Annotated in this window: 19 protein-coding genes and 1 tRNA gene; 18 read left to right on the top strand and 2 right to left on the bottom strand. The window is 68.6% G+C overall.

Annotated features, from left to right (window positions below; translation table 11 throughout):
* Positions 1-17: 17 nt before the first annotated feature.
* A complete protein-coding gene (locus ACERLL_RS12030; protein ID WP_373656345.1) occupies positions 18-1,130 on the bottom strand; it encodes a hypothetical protein in 1,113 nt (370 codons plus the stop codon).
* Between the two features lie 176 nt (positions 1,131-1,306).
* Between ACERLL_RS12030 and ACERLL_RS12025 the strand changes: the two genes are divergently transcribed.
* The 17 genes from ACERLL_RS12025 to ppa all read left to right on the top strand — a co-directional run bounded on the left by ACERLL_RS12025 (position 1,307) and on the right by ppa (position 20,651).
* Positions 1,307-2,128, top strand: coding sequence for a FecR family protein (locus tag ACERLL_RS12025; protein WP_373656344.1), 822 nt, complete (start codon positions 1,307-1,309; stop codon positions 2,126-2,128).
* On the top strand, positions 2,125-4,701 hold the full coding sequence (locus ACERLL_RS12020; protein ID WP_373656343.1) for a right-handed parallel beta-helix repeat-containing protein: 2,577 nt from the start codon (positions 2,125-2,127) through the stop codon (positions 4,699-4,701). The genes ACERLL_RS12025 and ACERLL_RS12020 overlap by 4 nt, the downstream gene beginning before the upstream one ends.
* Positions 4,702-4,772: 71 nt before the next feature.
* Positions 4,773-5,877, top strand: a protein-coding gene (gene prfB / locus ACERLL_RS12015; protein ID WP_373656578.1) for a peptide chain release factor 2 whose coding sequence is annotated in 2 segments (ribosomal slippage) — positions 4,773-4,847 and positions 4,849-5,877 — 1,104 coding nt in all. Because the reading frame shifts where the segments join, the coding sequence is not laid out codon by codon here.
* A 94-nt stretch (positions 5,878-5,971) separates the two neighbouring features.
* Positions 5,972-7,471 (top strand): lysine--tRNA ligase, encoded by a 1,500-nt coding sequence (gene lysS / locus ACERLL_RS12010; RefSeq protein ID WP_373656342.1) that lies wholly within the window; start codon positions 5,972-5,974, stop codon positions 7,469-7,471.
* 28 nt (positions 7,472-7,499) lie between these two features.
* Positions 7,500-8,744 (top strand): lipoprotein-releasing ABC transporter permease subunit, encoded by a 1,245-nt coding sequence (locus tag ACERLL_RS12005; protein WP_373656341.1) that lies wholly within the window; start codon positions 7,500-7,502, stop codon positions 8,742-8,744.
* Positions 8,737-9,417: an ABC transporter ATP-binding protein gene (locus tag ACERLL_RS12000; protein ID WP_373656340.1), complete on the top strand. Its 681-nt coding sequence runs from the start codon at positions 8,737-8,739 to the stop codon at positions 9,415-9,417. The genes ACERLL_RS12005 and ACERLL_RS12000 overlap by 8 nt, the downstream gene beginning before the upstream one ends.
* Positions 9,418-9,517: 100 nt before the next feature.
* Entirely contained in the window at positions 9,518-11,851 is a 2,334-nt protein-coding gene (locus ACERLL_RS11995; protein WP_373656339.1) for a DNA internalization-related competence protein ComEC/Rec2, read from the top strand.
* A 40-nt stretch (positions 11,852-11,891) separates the two neighbouring features.
* Positions 11,892-12,500, top strand: a complete 609-nt coding sequence (locus ACERLL_RS11990) for a MotA/TolQ/ExbB proton channel family protein (protein WP_373656338.1) — start codon at positions 11,892-11,894, stop codon at positions 12,498-12,500.
* Positions 12,497-12,928, top strand: coding sequence for an ExbD/TolR family protein (locus ACERLL_RS11985; RefSeq protein WP_373656337.1), 432 nt, complete (start codon positions 12,497-12,499; stop codon positions 12,926-12,928). The genes ACERLL_RS11990 and ACERLL_RS11985 overlap by 4 nt, the downstream gene beginning before the upstream one ends.
* On the top strand, positions 12,925-14,709 hold the full coding sequence (gene msbA / locus ACERLL_RS11980; protein ID WP_373656336.1) for a lipid A export permease/ATP-binding protein MsbA: 1,785 nt from the start codon (positions 12,925-12,927) through the stop codon (positions 14,707-14,709). The genes ACERLL_RS11985 and msbA overlap by 4 nt, the downstream gene beginning before the upstream one ends.
* 325 nt (positions 14,710-15,034) lie before the next feature.
* The gene (locus ACERLL_RS11975) at positions 15,035-15,703 is read left to right on the top strand and encodes a tyrosine-protein phosphatase (RefSeq protein ID WP_373656335.1); all 669 of its coding nucleotides are present in this window, start codon (positions 15,035-15,037) and stop codon (positions 15,701-15,703) included.
* Between the two features lie 545 nt (positions 15,704-16,248).
* Positions 16,249-16,908, top strand: coding sequence for a lysophospholipid acyltransferase family protein (locus ACERLL_RS11970; RefSeq protein WP_373656334.1), 660 nt, complete (start codon positions 16,249-16,251; stop codon positions 16,906-16,908).
* A complete protein-coding gene (locus ACERLL_RS11965) occupies positions 16,905-18,071 on the top strand; it encodes a hypothetical protein (protein WP_373656333.1) in 1,167 nt (388 codons plus the stop codon). Before ACERLL_RS11970 ends, ACERLL_RS11965 begins: the two co-directional genes overlap by 4 nt.
* Positions 18,068-19,072: a tetraacyldisaccharide 4'-kinase gene (gene lpxK, locus ACERLL_RS11960; RefSeq protein WP_373656332.1), complete on the top strand. Its 1,005-nt coding sequence runs from the start codon at positions 18,068-18,070 to the stop codon at positions 19,070-19,072. The genes ACERLL_RS11965 and lpxK overlap by 4 nt, the downstream gene beginning before the upstream one ends.
* A 44-nt stretch (positions 19,073-19,116) precedes the next feature.
* A complete protein-coding gene (locus tag ACERLL_RS11955) occupies positions 19,117-19,308 on the top strand; it encodes a Trm112 family protein (protein ID WP_373656331.1) in 192 nt (63 codons plus the stop codon).
* Positions 19,305-20,105 (top strand): 3-deoxy-manno-octulosonate cytidylyltransferase, encoded by an 801-nt coding sequence (kdsB, locus tag ACERLL_RS11950; RefSeq protein ID WP_373656330.1) that lies wholly within the window; start codon positions 19,305-19,307, stop codon positions 20,103-20,105. Before ACERLL_RS11955 ends, kdsB begins: the two co-directional genes overlap by 4 nt.
* A 24-nt stretch (positions 20,106-20,129) precedes the next feature.
* The gene (gene ppa / locus ACERLL_RS11945) at positions 20,130-20,651 is read left to right on the top strand and encodes an inorganic diphosphatase (protein ID WP_373656329.1); all 522 of its coding nucleotides are present in this window, start codon (positions 20,130-20,132) and stop codon (positions 20,649-20,651) included.
* A gap of 54 nt (positions 20,652-20,705) precedes the next feature.
* On the opposite strand, the gene ACERLL_RS11940 is transcribed toward ppa, so the two are convergent.
* Entirely contained in the window at positions 20,706-20,987 is a 282-nt protein-coding gene (locus ACERLL_RS11940) for a hypothetical protein (protein ID WP_373656328.1), read from the bottom strand.
* Positions 20,988-21,521: 534 nt separating this feature from the next.
* Between ACERLL_RS11940 and ACERLL_RS11935 the strand changes: the two genes are divergently transcribed.
* Positions 21,522-21,598 (top strand) — tRNA-Met (locus ACERLL_RS11935).
* The last annotated feature ends 89 nt before the right edge of the window (positions 21,599-21,687 follow it).

The raw sequence follows: 21,687 nt of genomic DNA, 5'->3' as shown, positions 1-21,687 counted from the left end.
GCGCTCCTCCTTACCCATTAGAAGCGGGCTCCGATGCTGATGTCGTAGCCGGTCCCGCCCACTTCCCCACCGGTCCGGCCCGGAGGGGCGTGGCCCATGTCCAGCTCCCTTTCCTCCAGGTACACCAGCCCCAGGTTCATGAACAGGGTCTGGGTGAACCGGATCTCCAGGCCCGTGCGTACCAGGAGGTTGTTGGTGTCGTCTATGAAGGCGTCACCGGGGGCCAAGTACAGCTCGAAGTTGTTGTAATCCTTGTCCGGCCAGCCGAGCAGGGGGTCCAGGGCCAGGCCGAGCCGGACATACAGGGCGCCGCCTTCCGCCTCCACCGCATCGGACCGGGCCGTGTTCTGGAAGGTGGTGATGCCCAGCCCGTAGGTCAGCCCCTCCGCCAGGGAGGTGGCCTCGCGGAATTCGGCACCGACGGCCACGAGGCGGTCCACCTCCACGTCGGGCTCCGGACCGTAGCCGAACTTGGTGGCCTCGATGCCCCACAGGCCCCCGTAAACGGCCCAGTTGCTCTGCCATTCGGTGCTGTGGGTGTACTGGTGGCTCCAGACGATCCTTCCCGTCTCCACGTCCATCATGCGGGTATCGAGCACCGCCCGGTCACCCTGGAAGTAGGCGTCCCAGAGCAGCATCCCGTCCACCCCCACCGATTCGGCGATCTGGCGCAGGCGGGCGTTGGAAGCGGCACGCCGGGCCATGGAGAGGTGGTCGTTCTTGATGGTGACCCGCACGGTCTTGCACTCCATGCACTCGTACACCTGGAAGGCGCCCCCCGCCAAGAGGCGGTCGAACATCTGGCTTTCCATGGCCTCGTAGAGCTCGGCCGGGAAGCGGCGGTTGCGCGGGTCGCCCACCCGGTACAGGGCGATCCGGTCTCCGGCGATGTCCGCTTGGCGCATGGTGGCCGGGGACAGGGTGTCGGGCTGGTTCAGGAGGGCCATGAAGCGCGTGTAGGCGTCACCGTTGGCCAGCTGCTCCTGCTTCCAGCTCGGGGTCTCGGCGGATTTTGCCGCGGATTCGCTGGCGCCATGGGCGGCGGAGGCCGCCAGCACCAGGGTCAGTGCCAGAGCGAGCAGACCGCCTGCCCGCTTCCGGCATTCGTGTAAGGTTCCGTTTGCCCGCATGGGTCACCTCGTGAGCCGTTAGGGTCTTCCGGGATCGGGGGACGATTGGGCCGCAAGTCTACTCCTTTCGCGGACTGTCCGCCACGGTCGGGCGACGTGTCTGTACAGGTTCTGCGGCAAGGGGTATTTTCGGACGGGAGCGAACGGCCGCCTGCCCGATTGGAAGGGTTTTGAACATGCGCGAAAACCGAAGCGGAATCCGGCTTGTCTGGCTGGGCCTGATCCTGATGCTGGCTTCCTCCGCCGTCTGGAGCGCGGAATCCCGCTCCGTGGGGAAGGTGGTAAGCCGGGTGGGAGACGTCCACGCGGTTGGCGGCGCCTGGGAGGAGCGTACCCTCCGCCGGGGCGATCCGGTCTACGAGGAGGACGTGATCAGAACGGGACCGGACGGCCGTACGCGGATCCGCTTTTTCGATAACGGGCTGGTGGAGCTGAAGCCGAATACCCGCTTCGAGGTGGAGCGCTACCGCGCGAAGGCGGGGGACGGCCGCGACAAAGGCGTCCTCATGCGTCTGTGGAAGGGGGCCTTCCGGACGGTAACCGGCTGGGTGGGCGAGGAGGAGAAGGACAGCTATCGGGTCCGCACGCCCGCCGCCACCATCGGCATCCGCGGCACCCGCTACGCGGCCCGCTATTGCGAGTCGGCCTGCGGCCGGGACTTCCGGACGGGCGAGAAGGTGCCCAGCGGTCTGTACCTGCGGGTGGAGGACGGTCAGGTGCGGCTCTCGAACCTGAAAGACGCCCAGGTGTTCGGCCGGGACAAGTACTCCTACGTGGCGTCCCGCACTGCCCCGATTGAGACCATCGAACGGCCCCCGGGCCCCATTTTCTCGGGAGAGACGCCCATCCAGGGGGGTGAGGACGGGGTTCGGCTCCGCCAGGATTCCTCGGATGACCGCTCTTTGTGGAAGCAGGGTCCCTCCAGCGAATCGGGACCGGATCTGCTCCTCGACGAGAGTGGCGAGGTGATGGGGGTGGAGTCGAGGGAGGAGCCGTGAGGCGGGCGGTGACCTCCAGGCCGGTGCTCCTGGGAATCCTGGTGTGGCTGCTCGGAGGTTGTGCCTCCACGCCTTCCTCCGATCAGCTCCGCCTTTCCCCGCAAGCGGACCTGGCCCGTGCCGTGGCCCACCTGGAGACGGGAAGCACCCTCCATCTGGCCGCCGGGCGCTATACGCTGGATCGCCCGCTGCGGATCCGCCGTTCCATAACCCTCAAGGGGGCCGGTCCGGACCAGACCCGCGTGGTATCCGGGGCGCCTGGCGCGGTGCTGCGCTACACGGGCAGCGGCACCCTGCGCGTGGAAGGGGTGGCCTTCCGGCACCAGGGGGATGAGCCCGCCAATGTGGTCTCCCTGGAAGGCGGCCGGGGCGAGCTGGTCCGTTGCCGCTTCAGCGGCGGCATTGCGGGCTCCGATGGACGCGGCGCCGGGGTGGTCTTCTGGAAGCGGAGCGACGGCGGCCGGCTGTCCGGCGGCGGCTCCGTCAACAACGAGGCCGCGGGCCTCGTGGTCGCGGGGCATGCCCGGCTGGAAGCGGACGGCATGGTCCTGACCGGCAACGGTGGGGCGGGCTTGGTGGCCTCCGACGGGGCGCGCCTCGCCTTGCGTGACGCCGACGTGGCACGCAACGCCGGCCACGGTATCGGCGTGGACGAGCTGGCACATGTCGAGCTGATGAGCAATCGGATCCGGGATAACGGCGCCAACGGCATCGTTTTCCTCAAGGGCGCGCGGGGCCGGCTGGTGGAGAACCGGATAACGGGCAACGGCCTGAACGGGGTCTCCCTGCAAGGGCGCACGGATCCGGACGTGATCGGCAATGTGCTCCGCGACAACGGGGCCGTTGGCATCGCCTATTTCGACAAGACCAGGGGCGCGGCGCGGGGGAATCTGGTGGCGGCCAACGGCCACCACGGGATCCGTGTGGGCGGGTCGGCGCGCCCCGCGATCTCTGAAAACCGCCTGGAGGGCAACGGCCGGGACGGTCTCGCCTATTCGGCAAGGGCGGAAGGAACGGCGCGCTTCAACCGCGCCAGCGGTAACCGCGAGAACGGCATCGCCGTGCGGCACCGGTCGGCTCCCCGGATTACCGGCAACACACTCGCGGAGAATCGGGAGAACGGCCTGGTGCTGGCGGACCGGACGGCGGTTCAGGCCCGGGAGAACCGGGCCGGGGGCAACCGCTACCACGGCGTGGCGGTCCTGGACCGCGCGCGTCCGGTGCTGACCGGCAACGTACTGGAGGGGAACGGGCAGAACGGGCTTGCCTATTTCGGGCGCTCGGGGGGTACCGCCCGGAACAACCGCAGCCTGGACAACGGCTTTCACGGCGTTTCCCTGAAGGACCGCGCCCATCCCCGACTGACGGGGAACTACCTGACGGACAACAAGCATTTCGCCATCGGCTACTTCGATGAGAGCGCCGGCCGCGCCGAGGCTAACGAGGCCCGGGACAACGGGGAGTACGGCATCGTGGTCCAGCAGCAGGCCGGGCCCATGCTCTCGGATAACCTGCTGGAGGCCAACGGGGAAAGCGGGCTGGTGTTCGTGGGGCGGTCCGAGGGCCGGGCCGCGAACAATCGCATCCTCGGCCATCCGGTGAACGGCATGGAGGTCCTGGACCAGGCACGGCCCATGCTGGCGGAGAACCTGGTGCGCGGCAGCGGCGAGCACGGGGTGCTGGTGGCCGACGAAAGCCGCGCGCGCTTGAAGGGCAACCGCATCCGCCGGAGCGGCAAGCACGGCGTGCTCATTCGGGGCCGTGCCCATGTGGAGCTTCGGGAGAACCGGCTCCGCGCCAACGGTGGATTCGGCATCAGCTTCGCGGAGCAGGCCGGCGGTACCGCGCTGCGCAACACCAGCAGCGAGAATCGCCTGCACGGCGGCGGCGTCGGCGGGAGCGCCGAACCGGCCGTGGTGGGCAATACGTTCCGGTCCAACGGGGAGGCCGGTCTCGTCTATGCCGGCAACAGCGGCGGGCGGGCTCGGGAGAACCGGGTGGCGGAGAACGGCACCCACGGCATCGTGGTCCGGGACGATGCGGCTCCGGCCCTGAAGACGAACACCATCGGCGGTAATGGGGGAACGGGCCTGCTGTTCACCGGCGCCGCCGAGGGGGCCGCCGAGGGGAACACCGTCCGCGGCAACCGGGAGCACGGCGGCGTGGTTCGCAGGAGCGCGCGCCCGCTCCTGACCGAGAATACCTTCCGGGACAACCGTCAGAGCGGCCTCGTCTATTTCGATCAGAGCGGCGGCACCGCCCGCGCCAATTCCTGCCTGGCCAACCGCCTCCACGGCCTGGTGGTGGCCGGGACGGCGCAGCCCGTGGTGGTCGGGAACCTGCTTCGCAACAACAAGAAATCCGGCCTGCTCTACCGGGAAGAGGCCGCCGGCGAGGCGCGCGGTAACCGCAGCCGGCAGAACGAGGGGCCCGGGATAACGGTGGCCGGTTCCGGCCGGCCGGCGCTGGTGGATAACCAGTGCGGCGACAACGGCGGGGGCGGGCTGACCGTCGGGCCGGATGCTGCCCCCGAGCTGCGGGGGAATGGCTGCGGGCGGTTGGCGCGTGAGTAGCGGGCGGGCTTATGGCAGAATATTGCGTTTCCCGGGGACCGGCGACCAACTGAATCCAGGAGACCGCCTTGATCGAAGAGCAGCGCAAGCCTCAGGAGTGGATCGAAGACCTGCGCGGCCGTATTGACGGCCTACGGGGGTATCTTTGACGTACCGCGACTGAAGGAGCGCCTCGACGAGCTGGAGCACGAGCTCGCCGCCCCCGACCTCTGGGACGACCCCGACCGCGCCCAGCAGCTGAGCCAGGAGTTCCACCGCCTCAAGGAGCAGGTGGAGCCCCTGGATGCCCTCGCCGCTGACATCGACAGCAGCGCCGACCTGCTGGAGCTGGCCGAGGCGGAAGACGACGAGGAGACCCTGGCGGAGGTGCGCGGCGACCTGGAGGACATGGAGCGCCGCGTCCAGCGCCTGGAGTTCCGCCGCATGTTCTCCGGGGAGATGGACGCCAACAATGCCTTCCTGGAGATCCAGGCCGGGGCGGGCGGCACGGAGGCGCAGGACTGGGCGGAGATGCTGCTGCGCATGTATCTGCGCTGGTGCGAGGCCCGGGGCTTCCAGGCGGAGCTGGTGGAGGCCAGCCCGGGCGACGAGGCCGGGATCAAGAGCGCCATCGTCAAGGTGGGCGGCGAATACACCTACGGCCACCTCAAGGTGGAATCCGGCGTCCACCGTCTGGTTCGGAAATCGCCGTTCGATTCCGGGGGGCGCCGCCACACCTCCTTCGCCTCGGTCTACGTCTACCCGGAGGTGGACGAGTCCATAGAGGTGGAGGTCAATCCCGAGGACGTGCGGACCGATACCTACCGGGCGAGCGGTGCCGGCGGGCAGCACGTTAACAAGACCGATTCCGCCGTGCGCCTGACCCATCAGCCTACGGGCATCGTGGTACAGTGCCAGAACTCGCGCAGCCAGCACTCCAACCGGGCCGAGGCTTGGCGGATCCTGCGCGCCCGGCTGTACGAGCTGGAGCTGCAGAAGCAGCGCGAGAAGCAGCAGGCAGAGTCCGCCGAGAAGGGCGATATCGGCTGGGGCAACCAGATCCGGTCCTACGTCCTGGACCAGAGCCGGATCAAGGACCTGCGCACCGGCGTGGAGATCGGCAATACCCAGGCGGTCCTGGACGGCGAGCTGGACTCCTTCATCGAGGCGGCGCTCAAGCAGGGGGTGGGGGCCTAGCCCGAGCCGAAAGCCGCCTTCTCTGGCGGCCGGGGCATGAACGCCCCGGCCGCCTCGTTTCTATCCACCTTCATCCGTGACCGGAGCCGTGCCGTTGAGCAACGAGGAGAACGAGCAGATCCAGCAGCGCCGCAGCAAGCTGGCCGCCTGGCGCGAGCAGGGTAACGCCTTCCCCAATACCTTCCGGCGCACCCACTGGGCGGCCGAGATCCACGAGCGGTTCGGTGAGCTGGACGCAGAAACGCTGGATGCCGAGCCCCAGCGGGTGCGCGTGGCCGGCCGCATGGTGGCCAAGCGGGTGATGGGCAAGGCGAGCTTCGCCCACATCGGCGACGGCTCCGATGGCCAGATCCAGCTCTTCGTCACCCGGGACGCCCTTCCCGAGGGCGAATACAACGCTGGATTCAAGAAATGGGACGTGGGCGACATCGTCGGGGCCAGCGGCGTCCTGTTCCGCACCAAGACCGGCGAGCTCACCGTGAGCGTGGACGAGGTGCAGCTCCTGACCAAGTCTCTGCGCCCGCTCCCGGAGAAGTGGCACGGGCTCACCGACGACGAGGCGCGCCTGCGGCAGCGCTACGTGGACCTGATCGTCAACCGGGAGACCCGCGAGACCTTCCGCATCCGGTCGTCCATGATCAGCGCCATCCGCCGCTATCTCCTGAACCGGGATTACCTGGAGGTGGAGACCCCCATGATGCAGCCCATCCCGGGGGGCGCCACGGCGCGGCCGTTCGTAACCCACCATAATGCCCTGGACATGGACCTGTACCTGCGGGTGGCGCCGGAGCTCTACCTCAAGCGGCTGGTGGTGGGCGGCTTCGAGCGGGTTTTCGAGATCAACCGCAACTTCCGCAACGAGGGCGTCTCCACCCGGCACAACCCCGAATTCACCATGCTGGAGTTCTACCAGGCCTACGCCGGATTCCAGGACCTTATGGACCTCATCGAGGAGATGACCCGCGAGGCGGCCCTGGCGGTGCTGGGGACGCCGGTGCTCACGCATCAGGGCAAGCATTTCGATCTCGGCCAAGCGTATCGCCGCCTGACCATCGAGGAAGCGGTGCTGGAGCACAACGAGGGGCTGTCGGCGGCGGAGCTGCGCGAACCGGTGGCCTTGCGGCAGTACCTGACCGGCCTCGGCGTGGAGCCCGACGAGGAGCTGGGCTGGGGCGGACTCCTGGTGGAGATCTTCGAGCAGACCGTGGAGGATCGCCTCGTCGAGCCCACCTTCATCACCCACTATCCCACCGAGGTCAGCCCGCTGGCCCGGCGCAACGACGACGACCCCGAGGTGGTGGACCGCTTCGAGCTTTTCTTCGGCGGCCGCGAGGTGGGCAACGGCTTCTCCGAGCTCAACGACCCCGAGGACCAGGCGGCGCGCTTCAAGGAGCAGGCCGAGAAGAAGGCGGGCGGCGACGACGAGGCCATGCATTACGACGCCGATTACATCCGCGCCCTGGAGTACGGTATGCCGCCGGCGGCGGGCGCCGGCCTCGGCATCGACCGGATGGCCATGGTCTTCGCCGACCAGGACTCCATCCGCGAGGTGATCCTGTTCCCCCACATGCGTCCCTCCGACCGGGACGAGTAACGCTCACCCTCCGTGGCCGAGGCCGTACGTGCGACCTTTTGAGCTCTTCATCAGCCTGCGCTATCTGCGCACCAAGCGCCGGAACGGCTTTCTGAGCCTGATCACGGTGATCTCCGCCCTGGGTATCGCCCTGGGCGTGGCGGCCCTGATCACGGTCATCTCCGTGATGAACGGCTTCCAGGGAGAGCTGCGCGACCGGATTCTCGGGGTGACCAGCCACGTGGTGGTCAGCGGCTACCGGCACCTGAACGGTTCCTGGGAGCAGGTGATCGATACCGCCACCGAGGTGCCCGACGTCAAGGGCGGCGCCCCGTACGTGCGCGAGCAGGGCATGCTCACCAAGGGCGGCTCCGTGAGCGGGGTGCTGGTGCGCGGTGTCCTCCCGGAATGGGAGCGGAAGGTGAGCGACCTCGCAGCCAACATGGTCGCGGGCCGCCTCAAGGATCTGGAGGCCGGGGAATACGGCGTGGTGGTCGGCAAGACCCTGGCCCACAATCTGGCTTTGGAGAAGGGAGATCCCATCACCCTGGTGGCGCCCACCGGTCAGGTGACGCCCGCCGGCATGCTGCCCCGCCTCAAGCGCTTCACGGTGGTGGGCATCTTCGACGCGGGCATGTACGAGTATAACTCGGGCATGATCTACGCCCACATGGCGGATGTTCAGAAGCTGTACCGCATGAACGGCAACGTCTCGGGGGTCCGTCTGCGCCTAGCCGAGCCCATGGAGGCGCCCCGCGTGGCGGCCAAGCTGCGGGAGCGCCTGGGCGGGGCCTACTTCGTGCGCGACTGGACCCAGCGCAACCGCAACTTCTTCCAGGCCCTGCATACCGAGAAGGTGGTCATGTTCGTGATCCTGTCCCTGATCGTCATGGTGGCCGCCTTCAACATCGTGTCCAGCCTGGTGATGCTGGTGAACGAGAAGCGGGGCGATATCGCCATCCTCCGGACACTGGGCGCATCGCCGGGCAACGTGACCGCCATCTTCATGGTGCAGGGCACCGTGATCGGACTGTTCGGGGTGCTGCTCGGCGGGATCGGCGGAGTGGCGCTAGCTCTGAACGTGGAGGGACTGGTGGCTGGTCTGGAGAGCCTTTTCCAGACCCAGTTCCTGCCCAGTAACGTCTATTCGGTGAGCCGGCTGCCCTCCGAGCTCCACTGGGCGGACGTGGCCTGGATCACCGTGGCCGGCCTGCTCATGAGCTTCCTCGCCACCATCTATCCGTCCCGGCGGGCCGCCAAGACCGATCCCGTGGAGGCCCTGCGGTATGAGTGAGCCGGTACTGGAAGCTGAAGGGCTGACCCGGCGGTTCTGGGACGGCGACCGGGAGATCCAGGTGCTGGAGGACGTCTCCTTCGGCGTGGGGCAAGGGGAAGCGGTGGCTGTCACCGGCTCCTCCGGCTCCGGGAAGAGCACGCTGCTGCATCTGCTCGGCGGCCTCGACCGGCCCACCGCGGGCAGTGTCCGCATCGGTGGGCGCGACCTGTTCGCCCTGGGCGAGGCGGAGCGGGGCGCCTTGCGCAACCGGGAGCTGGGCTTCGTCTACCAGTTCCATCACCTGATGGCCGAATTCGACGCCCAGGAGAACGTCATGATGCCGCTGCTCATACGCAGACAGGGCCGGGCGGCGGCGGAGTCGGCGGCCCGCGAGACCCTGGAGCGGGTCGGGCTGGGCGAACGGCTCCACCACAAGCCCAGCGAGCTGTCCGGCGGTGAGCGCCAGCGCACGGCCATCGCCCGGGCGGTGGTGAGCCGGCCCTCCCTGATCCTGGCCGACGAGCCCACGGGCAATCTGGATGGCCGGACCGCGGAGCGCATTCACGAGCTGCTGCTCTCCCTGAACCGGGAGCTGGGCACGGCCCTGGTGGTGGTGAGCCACGACCCGGAGCTGGCGGGCCTCATGCAGCGTCAGTTCCGACTCGTCGAGGGCCATCTGCACACGGACTGAACGGGGCGCACCACACGGATCGGCGGCCACTCGCAAGGGGGGGGGCGGGACGGCCATGCGCCATACCGGAGCATTTGCAACCGGGATCCGAACGCCGGCCATGTGGGCCGGCATCGCCACGTTCGCCCTCGGCATCCTGGCCTTCCACCGGCTTCCCTATCTGCTACCGCCCTGGCTGCTGGGGCTGCCCTTGCTGGGCGCGGTGATCTGGCTGTATCTCCGCCCCGGTTGGGCCCCGGCCCTGATCACCGCCCTGCTGGCGGGCTTCTTCTGGCAGGGTCTGACCGCCATCCAGCAGCAGGCGAATCCCTTTCCCGGCGCTCTGGAACGGCGCACGGTGCAGATTGAAGGCCGGGTGGCGGGATCGGTGGAGGAAAAGCCCGGACGGCGCCGTTTCCGGTTCCGGGCCGCCCGCCTGCGGGGGCCGGAGGGGCCGTGGCGGAAGTACGGCGGGGATCTGCGGCTCTCCTGGTACCGGACCGCGCCGGCGGATCTGGCATACGGTCAGCGCTGGCGCCTTTCCGTGCGGGTCCGGCGGCCGCGCGGGTTCCGCAATCCGGGTGGTTTCGACTATGCCCGCTACCTGCGCAGCCGGGGCCTTTCCGGGACGGGCTACGTCCGGCGGGAGCCGGCGCCCCGCAAGCTGGCGACCGGGGCGGGGCGCTCCTTCCGCGGCGGACTGGAAGCGCTCCGACGTCGGGTGCAGGCGGCCACCGAGGCCGCGGGGACCGCCGCTCCTCTGGCGCGAGCCCTCACCGTGGGCAAGCGCGACCGGCTCGCGCCCGAGACCTGGACGGTGCTGCAGGCAACCGGAACCGCCCATCTGGTGGCCATCAGCGGCCTGCACGTGGGCTGGGTGGCCTTCCTGCTGTTCCTCGTGACCCGGTACGCATGGGGCCGGCTGCCGGGCGCGGCGCTGCTAGTACCCGCGCCCCGGTTCGCCGCGGTGGCGGCCCTCGTTGGGGCAACGGCCTACGCTCTGCTGGCGGGACTCAGCCTCCCCACCCAGCGGGCCCTGATCATGGTGGCGGTGGGCCTGGGGGCCTGGCTGCTGGGCCGGCCGTTCCATTTTCCGCGCGCCCTGGCCATGGCGGCCCTGCTGGTGCTGCTCTGGAGCCCCGACAGCCTGCTGGGTCCCGGCTTCTGGCTGAGCTTCACGGCGGTGGGTGCCATCGGCCTGCTGCTGTCCGGGCCGGGGGCCGGGTGGGACCGATGGCGACGGGCCGCCGCGGTGCAGCTCGCGGTGGTGGCGGCCGTGAGCCCCTGGCTGGCGTACTGGTTCGGCCAGGTCTCGCTGGTGGCGCCCCTGGCCAACGCGGTGGCGATCCCCTACTTCAGCTTCGTCGTGGTGCCCCTGGGGCTGGTGGGCGCCCTCGCGGCGGTGCTGGGGCTGGCGGAGCTGGCCGAGCACGCCATGGCGGCTACCGGCTGGCTCCTGAGCGTGGCCATGCACTTTCTGGAATGGCTGGAGACCTGGCCAGGCGTCTCTTGGAGCCTCCCGCGTCCGGGGGTTGCGGGCGTGGGGCTGATGCTGGCCGGGCTGGGGCTGTTGTTGAAGGCGCCGCGCCCTTTCCGGTGGCTGGGCCCCGCCCTGGTTGCGGCGCCGCTGGCCTGGATGGGTCCGCCCGATCTGCCCACGGGGCAGGCCCGGGTCTGGGTGCTGGACGTTGGGCAGGGCAGCGCCACCGTGGTGGAGACCGCCCGCCACGTGGCGGTGGTGGACTGCGGGCCCAGGTTCAGCGCCACCTTCAACGCCGGTGAGGCGCTCGTGGCGCCGTTCCTTCACTCCCGAGGGTGGGCCGCGGTGGACCGGCTGGTGGTCAGCCACGGCGATAACGACCACCTGGGCGGGTGCGCGGGGCTGCGGGAACGGGTGGCCATCCGGGAGACGGCCGGGGCGCCCGCCGGCGGCGGACGGGTCCTGAACGCCGGGGATGGCTGGCGCTGGGACGGTGTGCGCTTCCGCGTCCTGGCACCGGCCCCGGGGGGCTCCGCCGAGGGTAATGCGGCTTCCCGGGTACTGGAGGTGACGGCCGCCGGCCAACGGGTCCTGCTCCCCGGGGATCTGGAGGAAGCCGGCGAGCGGCGGTTGGTCCGCGCGGGCGAGCTCCGGGAGCAGGCCGTGGTGGTGGCGCCCCACCACGGCAGCGCCACCTCCTCGTCACCGGCCTTCGTCGCCGCAACCGATCCCGAGTGGGTGGTGTACTCCACCGGGTACCGCAACCGCTGGGGCTTCCCCCGTCCCGAAGTGGCGGCCCGCTATGCGCGGGTGGGCGCGGCGGCGCTCAATACCGCTACCGACGGCGCGGTGCGCATCCGCCTGGGGGCGGAAGTGCGCGTGAACGGGTACCGGCAGGCCGCGGACCGCTACTGGCACGCCGGGGCCGCGCCACCACCCCTTTCGTCGCTGGCGGATATGGCTAGTATACTGTGAGCTTTTCCATTCCGGGGTGCCAAGGCGGAGGGAATCACCCTTGATCGAGCTCCTGATTCGTGGCGGCTGGATGATGTTGCCGCTGCTCGTCCTTTCCCTGTTGGCCCTGGCCATTATCGCGGAACGGTTGTTCAGCCTCCGTGCCCGCCGGATCCTGCCCCCGGAGCTGGTTTCGGCGCTGGAGGCGGATATCGAACGGGGGGATCTGGGGCAGGCCCGGGAGCGGGCGGAGCGCGATCCCAGCCCGCTCGCCGCCGTCCTCGCCAGCGGGCTCCGGAATTCCGGACTCCGGCGGGAAGTGATCAAGGAGTCCATCGAGGAGACCGGCCGCCACGTGGTGGCGGACCTTTCCCGCTATCTCACCCTACTCGGCACCATCGCGGCCATCTCCCCCCTGCTGGGTCTGCTGGGTACGGTGCTGGGCATGATCAATGTGTTCACCGTCATCACCAGCCAGGGAGTGGGCGATCCCAGCGTGCTGGCGGGGGGCATATCCCAGGCCCTGCTGACCACGGCCTTCGGCATGAGCATCGCCATCCCGGCGTTGGCCATGCACCGCTATTTCAACGCCAAGCTGGACCGCCTGGTGGTGGACATGGAGCAGCACGCGCTGCGCATGGCGGAGATCCTTCAGGGGGACCGTCCTTGAGATTCCGCGCCCGCGAGGCCGAGTCGCCCTCTATCGAGCTGACGCCGCTCATCGACGTGGTGTTCCTGCTGCTGATCTTCCTGATGATCTCCACCACCTTCGTTTCCCGCACCGGCCTGCAGATTCAGGTTCCGGAGGCGGACAGCGCGGCGGCCAACCCGGATTCCGCCCGCGTGGAGGTGATGGTGACGGAGAAGGGGGATTACCTGGTGGACGGCGAGGAGTTGGCCGGGGAGAAGGCCCTTGCTGCCGTCCTACGCCGGAGGTCCGAGCAGGTGGAAAACACCGAGCACCCGCTCCTGGTGATCCGGGCCGACCGCAACGCTCGGCACGGCGCCGTGGTTGCGGCCATGGACGCGGGATCCGCCGCGGGCCTGGGCCGGGTGGCCATATCAACCGTACGGCCGGAGGCCGGAGAGGCACCATGAGTACCGGAAGCGAGGCACCCACCCAATCCACCACCGACATCTACCGCAGGCTGCTTACCTATGTGTGGCCGTTCTGGGGGCGGCTCACGGTGGCGTTGGTGGCCATGGTGCTGGTGGCGGCGACCACAGCGGGGGTGGCCTATCTGCTCAAGCCGGTGATCGACCAGATCTTCATCAACAAGAACGAGGCCCTGCTGGTGGTACTGCCGCTGGGGGTGATCGTGCTCTACCTGATGAAGGGGGTCGCCAACTACCTGGAGACCTACCTGCTGAGCTGGGTGGGGCAGCGGGCCATGCGCCAGCTGCGCGACGACCTCTTCGGCCGGCTACTGCACATGCCGCTCGGCTTCTTCAGCGAGCACGCCGCCGGCACCCTGATCTCCCGCCTGACCTATGACGTGGACCAGGTGGAGAAGTCCGTCACCCGGGGCCTGAGCACCATTTTGAAGGACAGCCTGACCGCGGTGTTCCTGCTCGCGGTGGTCTTCTTCCACGACTGGCAGCTGGCGCTGGTCTCCCTAATCGGTCTGCCCATCGTCATCTGGCCGCTGGCTGAGCTCACCCGCAAGCTGCGCAAGAGCAGCCGCTCCTCTCAGCAGGCCCGGGCTACCATGACCCGGGTCATCGAGGAGGGCGTGGTAGGCAACCGGGTGATCAAGGCCTTCAACGGCGAGGACTACGAGCACGCCCGGTTCCACAAGGAGTCGGAGGTCCACCGCAAGCAGAACATGCGCAAGGCCCAGGCCACGGCCCTGTCGCTGCCGGTCATGGAGATCACCGCGGCCATCTGCATCGCCCTGGTCATCTACTACGGCGGGTACCGGGTGATCTCCTCGGGCGGGGAGACCTCCCCCGGGACCTTCTTCTCCTTCCTCGCCGCGCTGCTGATGATGTACGACCCCCTGAAGCGGCTCACCAAGATCAATCCCGTGATCCAGCAGGGCGTGGCCGCCGGCGAGCGAATCTTCCAGATGCTGGATCTGCGTCCCGAGCAGGACGGCGGGGGCCGCTCTCTGGAAACGGTCCGCGGCGCCCTGACGCTGGACGGAGTCTGGTTCGGCTACGACCCGGACACCCCGGTACTGCAGGGCATCGATCTGGAGGTCCCGGCGGGCAACGTGGTCGCCCTGGTGGGGCTTTCGGGGGCGGGCAAGTCGACCCTGGTGAATCTGGTTCCCCGGTTCTACCGGCCGGACCAGGGGCGGATCCTGCTGGACGGCGAGGACACGGCCGATCTGAATCTGCGCTTCCTGCGCGACCAAGTGGCCATCGTCAGCCAGGAGGTGATCCTGTTCAACGACACGCTCGCCGCCAACATCGCCTACGGCAAACCGGAGGCCACCCGCGCCGAGGTGGAGGATGCCGCCAATGCCGCCGGGGTGATGGAATACGTGGACCGGCTGGAATACGGACTTGACCATATCGTCGGCGAGGGCGGGGCGCGGTTGTCCGGCGGCCAGCGCCAGCGTCTCGCCATTGCGCGGGCTCTGCTCCGCGATGCGCCCATCCTGATCCTGGACGAGGCCACCTCGAGTCTGGACCCGCAATCGGAGAAGCTGGTCCAGCGCGGTTTCGAGCGGCTCATGCAGGGCCGTACCACCCTGGTCATCGCCCACCGACTGGCCACCATTCAGCGCGCCGACTCCATCGCCGTCATGGAATCCGGCCGGATCGTGGAGCAGGGCGGGCATGACGAGCTGCTGGCCCGCGGCGGTATCTATGCCTACCTCTGGGAGACCCAGTTCGCCAGCGCCGAGGAGCAGGCCCTGGGGGCCGAATGAGCGTGGCCGAACAAGGGCCCGGGCCGGTTGCCGATAAGGGCCGGGCGTCGCCTCCTCCCGCCCCGGGAGGGGCGTGCCCGGATTCCAACTCCCGGATGTTTTCTGGAAGCCCATGACCATACGGCCCGTCCTTTGGGCCATATGCGGGTAAGCCCTTAAGGAATGGCGCCTAAGGGCTAGCCAGTACTTCCTTGCGTGTTTACAATCCTCGCTCGCCCGGGTGCGGACAGGTCCATTCCGCGGACACGGGCGGACAGCGCCGGAGCAGTCCCGTCAGCTCGGTGCCCGGCTACCGCGACGCACGCAATATTCGCCGAAGGGCCGCATGAAAACCGAGGAAACCAGCAAGTCGGCGTTTTGGTCCCTGGCCCATGCACGGGCCTTTTTTGTGGATCATGGCTTCCTGCGCAAGGTGAATAACAATAATTTTCACCGCATCTCCCACCGCGCCTTCCGGTCCGGTCAGCCCCTGCCCCCCGACTTGAAGAAATACGTGTCCCGGCACGGAATCCGAACCGTGGTCTGCCTACGCGGCACCAAGGGATCGCGGCCCTATATCGACTTGGTGGAGCGGATGTGCGGGGACCTCGGGGTAACCTTCCGCAACTTCAAGATGTCTTCCCACAAGCCGCCGCCGCGTTGGCGCATCCACGCCGCCAAGGAGCTTCTGGAGGAGATCGAGTATCCGGCACTTTTCCATTGCAAGTCCGGGGCGGACCGGGCGGGTCTGTTCTCCACCCTCTATCTTCACCTGATGGAGGGGGTGCCCATGGACCGGACCCGGCAGCTCCGCTTCTGGCCGTACGGCCACATCCGCCAGGCCCGCACGGGCATTCTGGACCATTTCGTGGAATCCTACGTGGCCTATTCGCAGCGGGAGCCCATGGATTTCATGACCTGGGTGGACGAGGTATACGATCCTGACGCCCTCAAGGATCTGGAGCCCGCCGGGTTCATGAGCTGGTTCGTGGACCGGGTGCTCAGGCGGGAATAGCGGCCAGTGCCCACCATTCTCCCTGGATGCCGAGCCCGTTGTCGCGGTCCCGGGACCGCCCACACCGGCTGAGCGGTGGGTCCCGCCCCACCTGCTCCGGATCCCCGCGATTCCGCTCCCAACCGCCCGCAGGCTGTGCTGCAGCAGCTACCATCCTGGCTCGGGTGCCGGAGAAGGCATGATGGGGAACGGGCTGTTTCCCGGCGACCGCCGGGCGGCACGGGCGCGGGAACATGGGCTGCCCGGGCCGGGGCCCTTATGATGTCCCGGATAAACGCCATGGAGATAGCGGCTTTCGCCCCGTGGACCGCAATGGCGGATACTTTCTCATTCAATCCGATGACGTTGATGATGCCCTATGAACCGCTCGAGCGTATTGGCCGGTCTGATTCCGTGGTCCAGCAGGGGGTCCGCATGAGGGATATGGAAGGGGGGCGAACCATGGAGCAGCGGCTCGATGGGGTGCTCCCGGTGCGGGACGGTGATGGCGCTCGGTTGCCGGGGCGGCGGCGCGCAGGCGTGAACGCCCCGCCGGCGGAGTCCGCATGAAGCTCGGACCCGGTCAGCAACGCTGGGCGGCGCGTGTCGCCTCCTGGGTGATACGCTTCCTGGGCCGGGCGGTGCGCTGGAGGACGGAGGTGCCCGTGGCAACCGCCCGCCTCCTCGCGGAGGAACGGCCGGTGATCCTGGCCTTCTGGCACGGCCGGTTGCTCATGATCCCCGTCGCCTACCTGCGTGCCGGGCGGCGGCGCGTGAACGTGCTCATCAGCGAGCACGGCGACGGCGAGCTTATCAGCCGCACCATCGCCCACTTCGGCTTCGGCTCGGTGCGCGGCTCCAGCCGGCGGGGCGCCCTCAAGGCCATGCGGGACCTGATCCGCAAGGTCCAGGAGGGCGCCGATTTCGCCTTCACCCCGGACGGCCCGCGCGGTCCGGCGCATCAGGTCCAATCGGGGGTGATCGACCTGGCGCGTCGGACCGGATACCCCATCCTGCCCGTCACCTACAGCGTACGGCGGGGCAAGGTGTTCTCCAGCTGGGACGGCTTCCTTCTGCCCCGGCCATTCACGCGCGGGGTGTTCTGCTGGGGGGAGCCGCACTGGGTGGACGCGGGGGACGACAGCGAGCGGGCCCGGGCGGATCTGGAGACGGCCATGCAGCAGCTCACCCGGCACGCGGACGAGCTGGCGGGGCGCACGGCATGAAGGTTCGCGCCCCGAATCCACGGACGCCCTTCTACTGGGGACGGGACCTCTGGGACCGTCTCCAGCGGCGGCCCGAGCGGCCCTGGGGGCGCTGGGGCTGGTTCCGCCCCCCCGGCGGCCCCGGGCCACTGTTGTGGGTATATGCGCCGGATTGCGCGGGAGCGCGGGTCGGCGGCGAGATCGTCCGGGGAATCCGTTCGGTCCGTGTCGACGTGCGGGCGGTGGTCATGGCCGCGGACGGTTGTGGCGATACGCTGCGGCCGCTGTTCCGCGAGTATCCCGGAACGGCGGCCGCGCCGGCGGTAATCGACCACCAGCGGGCCGCGCGCAGGGCGGCGGGCCGCCTGCGTCCCAACGCCATGCTGGCCGTGCACGAGCTACCGCCCTACCAGGTCATGAAGGGGCTTGCCGAATCCGGCGTTCCGGTCACGGCGGTGAACTGTGAACCGCCTCGGCGACGGCCGCGAGGACTGCGGTTCGACCATGTGCTTCCGGTGGGCGCGGCCCAAGCCGGCCGCTGGCGGAGCGCCGGTACGGAGCCCGAGGCCCCCGTGGATCTGGAGGTGCTTCTGGCCCGGATGGACGTGGAGCCCACGTTCCGCTCCCTGCTCATTCCGGGAGAGGGCCGCCGCCTGATTTGGACCGACCGGCTGCCGACGCAGGCCACGGCGCGCCAGTCTCTGCTGGAACATTGGGGGGCGGGGGACCGGACCCTCGCGGTAAGTGGTCCCGGCTCGGAGGCCGGTCGAGGGCATCCCGGTATCCGGCTTTCGGACTGGGACCGGACCCGCCAGCCCGTGGCTCCCGATACTCTGGTGTGGATGGATACGGACCAGTGGCTGCCGGCCGTAACCGCTTCCGCCTTTGCCGGCTGCCAGTGGGAGGGCCGCCGACCTGCCCTGTGGCAGGCGCTGGCCAGCGGCCTGCCGCTCGCGGTGGGGCCCGCGGCGGCGGCCAAGCTGCGCGATCTGGGCGTGGATCCGCAAGTGGCCGCCGTACCGGTGGAGGATTGGGAGGCGGTCAGCCGGCAGTGGGAGCAATGGAGCGAGGAGGCCTTCGCCTGGCGGGATCAGCAAGCGCGGGCGCGCCGGGTCTTCTGGGAGGTGCGGCGCCAGGCCGAGCAGGGCATGGCGCTCCTGGACCGATGGGCGGATCGCTGGTGAAATCCCTGACGGACCAGTGGTACCAGGGAGGGGGGCTCGCCACGTTGCTCCGGCCGCTGGGCGGACTCTACGGCGCCGTCATGCGTCTGCGTCGTGAGATGTACCGGCGCGGCTGGCGAAGCCCGGATCCCCTGCCCGTACCGGTGCTGGTGGTGGGCAACCTGACCGTCGGCGGGACGGGCAAGACCCCGCTGGTGATCGCCCTGGTGGAGCGCCTGATGGCGCAGGGCCGCCGACCGGCGGTGGTGAGCAGGGGATACGGGCGCCGTGGCTCCGGAGTGGAAGTGGTCTCCGCGGGCGACGGACGGCGGCTACCCGTGGCCGAGTGCGGTGATGAGCCCGCCCTGCTGGCCGATCGCCTGCCGGTGCCCGTGGTAGTGGGCGCCGACCGGAGCAATGCCGTGCGCGCAGCCGCGGATCTGCAAGCTGACTGCGTGGTGGCCGACGACGGATTCCAGCGGTTGTCCCTGGCCAGGCACCGGGCCTTCGTGGTGGTGGACGCCCGGCGGGGCCTGGGCAACGGCCGATGTCTCCCGGCGGGGCCCTTGCGGGAGCCGGTTTCCACCCTTGCCGATGCGGATGCCCTGGTGCTGCACGGGGAAGGCCGGGGAAGCGGTATCCGAGCGGATATCCGCATGGAGCTGCACCCGGACGGCCTGCGTGGAATCCGGGACCCGGAGGCCCTTCAGGGTACGGATTGGCTGGAAGGGCGACGGGTGTGCGCCTTGGCGGGAATCGGGGACCCCGAGCGTTTCTTCGCCACCTTGCGTTCGCTCGGGGCGGAGGTGGTCCCCAGACCCTTTCCCGATCACTATGCCTATGGGGCCGAGGATGCACGGACGGATCCCGGCGAGGTCCTGGTCACCACCGAGAAAGATGCGGTGAAGCTGGCGGAGCTGGGCGTGGCGGGATGGGCCCTGCGCGTGACCGCGCGCCTGGAGCCCGACCCCGCCCGCTGGCTGGCCGATTTGCCGGAGGGGGGCGCAGGACGTGTATCCTGAGATATTCCCGTCGCCGAACCCCGTAAACCCGCAGGAGGAGCGCCGTGCTGGACCGTAAGCTGCTGGATATCCTGGTTTGTCCCGTCTGCAAGGCGGAGGTGGCGCTGAACCGAGCGAAGGACGGGCTGATCTGCTCCAAGTGCAAGCTGGAATATCCCATCCAGGACGACATTCCGGTGATGCTGCCGGACGAAGCGCGCTCCCTGGAAGGCTCCGGGACCGAGGAGGAAGGGTGACCGACTTTTCCGTCCTGATCCCGGCGCGCTACCAGGCCAGTCGCCTACCCGGGAAGCCTCTGCGGGAGATCGGCGGGGTACCGCTGGTTTGCCGGGTTATGGAACGGGCAAAGGCGAGCGGAGCCCGGCGCGTGGTGGTGGCCACGGACGATGAGCGTATCGGTGCCGCGGTTCGGGAGTGGGGCTGTGAGGCGGTGCTTACTTCCCCGGAATGCGCCAGCGGCACCGACCGCCTGGCGGAGGCGGTGGCCGCCCTGGACCTGCCGGAGCGGGAGCCGGTGGTGAACGTGCAGGGCGACGAGCCCTTTATGCCGTCGGAGCTGATCCGCGAGGTGGCGGAGGCCCTGGATGCGGAGCCGGCGCGGGAAATGGCCACTGCCGCGCATCCACTGCGCGAATGGCGCAGGGTCCTGGATCCGAACTGCGTCAAGGTGGTCACCGACCGCCAGGGGGATGCGCTCTATTTTTCGCGGGCCCCCGTGCCCTGGCCGCGGGACCTCTTGGGAGGGGAGTGGCCGGGACCAGAGGGCCCGGATCTGCGGGAGCCGCCCCGGGGGTTCTGGCTGCATATCGGTATATACGCCTATCGCGCCGGCTTCTTGCGCGCCTACCCGGAATGGACGCCCACCCCCCTGGAGCGGCTGGAATCCCTGGAGCAGCTGCGCGCCCTGGAGAACGGCGTCCGTTTGCGGGTCATCGAATGCACCCGCCCTCCCGGGCTCGGCGTGGATACGCCCGAGGACCTGGCGGAAGCGGAGCGGCGCCTGACGCGAACCGATTCCGACGCACTCCAGTAACTTCGCAACCTGAGGAGAAGCCTGATGGACCTGAGCAAGGTTAAGGCGGGCAAGGAGCCGCCGACCGACATCAACGTGGTGATCGAGATCCCCCAGGGCTCGGCCGTGAAGTACGAGCTCGACAAGGATTCCGGGATGGTGGAGGTGGACCGGTTCCTGTTCACCCCCATGTATTACCCCCTGAACTACGGCTTCATTCCCAATACCCTCTCCGAGGACGACGACCCCACCGATGTGCTGGTGGTGTCCCGGGAGGCGGTGTACCCGGGTTCGGTGCTGCGTGCCCGTCCGGTGGGCATCCTGGAGATGGAGGATGAGGCCGGCGTGGACGCCAAGATCGTGGCGGTTCCTCACGAAAAAGTGGACAACGGCTACGTGGATATCCAGGAAGTGACCGACCTTCCGGAGTCTCTCCGGAGCTCCATCAAGCACTTCTTCGAGCACTACAAGGACCTGGAGCCCGGCAAGTGGGTGAAGGTCAAGGACTGGAAGGGGGCCTCCGAGGCGCGGTCCGTTATCGAGGCCGATATCGCCCGCGTTTCCTGAGCCGGTCTGTGGCTGTCGCCCGAAAGCCCTCCCCGCCGGGGAGGGCTTTTGCCTTTAGTGGCCGGTTTCCTCTAGGTACAGAAGGTCAAGCAGTTCGCTGGGGGCGCCGTCGGCGTTCCGGGTATGGAGGCAGACGGTGCGGGGGACTCGACGGTAGGGTCTGCCCTGGAGGTCCGATTGTATGCTCTGCTCCCGCTGATGCTGGAGCACCAGCTGCGGGCCCTCGGGCAGGACATCGAGTACGGTGTAGGGCTCACCGCCGTATTCCGCGTGACGGCCCACCAGGTTCAGGAGATAGCTCCAATCCCCGGCTTGCTCCTTGTCGAATGGCTGCATACGGCGATCGCTCCAGGCTTCCGGGATTCTGCGGAAAGAATAACCCGAGTGCGCTACTGGGAAAAGCCGGCCTGCAGAGGCGTGGCTCAGAAGTGGTGGGGCCCCGGGAGCCCGGGGAGGTTCGAAGGGTCCCAGCATATCGTTCCATAGGGTGAATGGCCGGTTGCCCCTTATCATCCCGGTGGCTCGCGCCTTTTCAGGTCCGGTGCTCCCGCCCCCGAAAGGGTTCGAGCGGGAGACTCCCCGCGCCAGGCGAACTTCCGGTACCTGTATGGGGCTAATCTTCTTGTCCGGAGTCGCCGCGGGTGGAGGTATGGGGACTTTGATCTCCGGGCGCGCGTAATGAGGAAAAGGTGTTGACGCCCGGGGCGTGGATAGATAAATTACGCCTCCCTTAACGGCGACGCGGCGGACGGCCGGAAGGGCGCAGAAAAAACCGACGAAACATGGTTGACGGCCCAATCGGATTTGTCTAAAGTGGTTTTTCTCGGTTCGCGGAACAAGGCGATTCGGGCGCCGAAAACTGAATACGATTGCGGGGTGGAGCAGTCTGGTAGCTCGTCGGGCTCATAACCCGAAGGTCACAGGTTCAAATCCTGTCCCCGCTACCAATCAGCTTGGTTTTCGCTCTTTAACAATCTGGGATGAGGAAGCGTTGTAGGCTCTGTGGTTTGTGGGGTCTATGGAGCTGGGAGCTTCG

Source organism: Thiohalorhabdus sp. Cl-TMA (assembly GCF_041821045.1).
Lineage (GTDB): Bacteria > Pseudomonadota > Gammaproteobacteria > Thiohalorhabdales > Thiohalorhabdaceae > Thiohalorhabdus > Thiohalorhabdus methylotropha.
The sequence above is the reverse complement of the archived record's forward strand: the minus strand, read 5'-3'. Positions and strand labels throughout refer to the sequence as shown.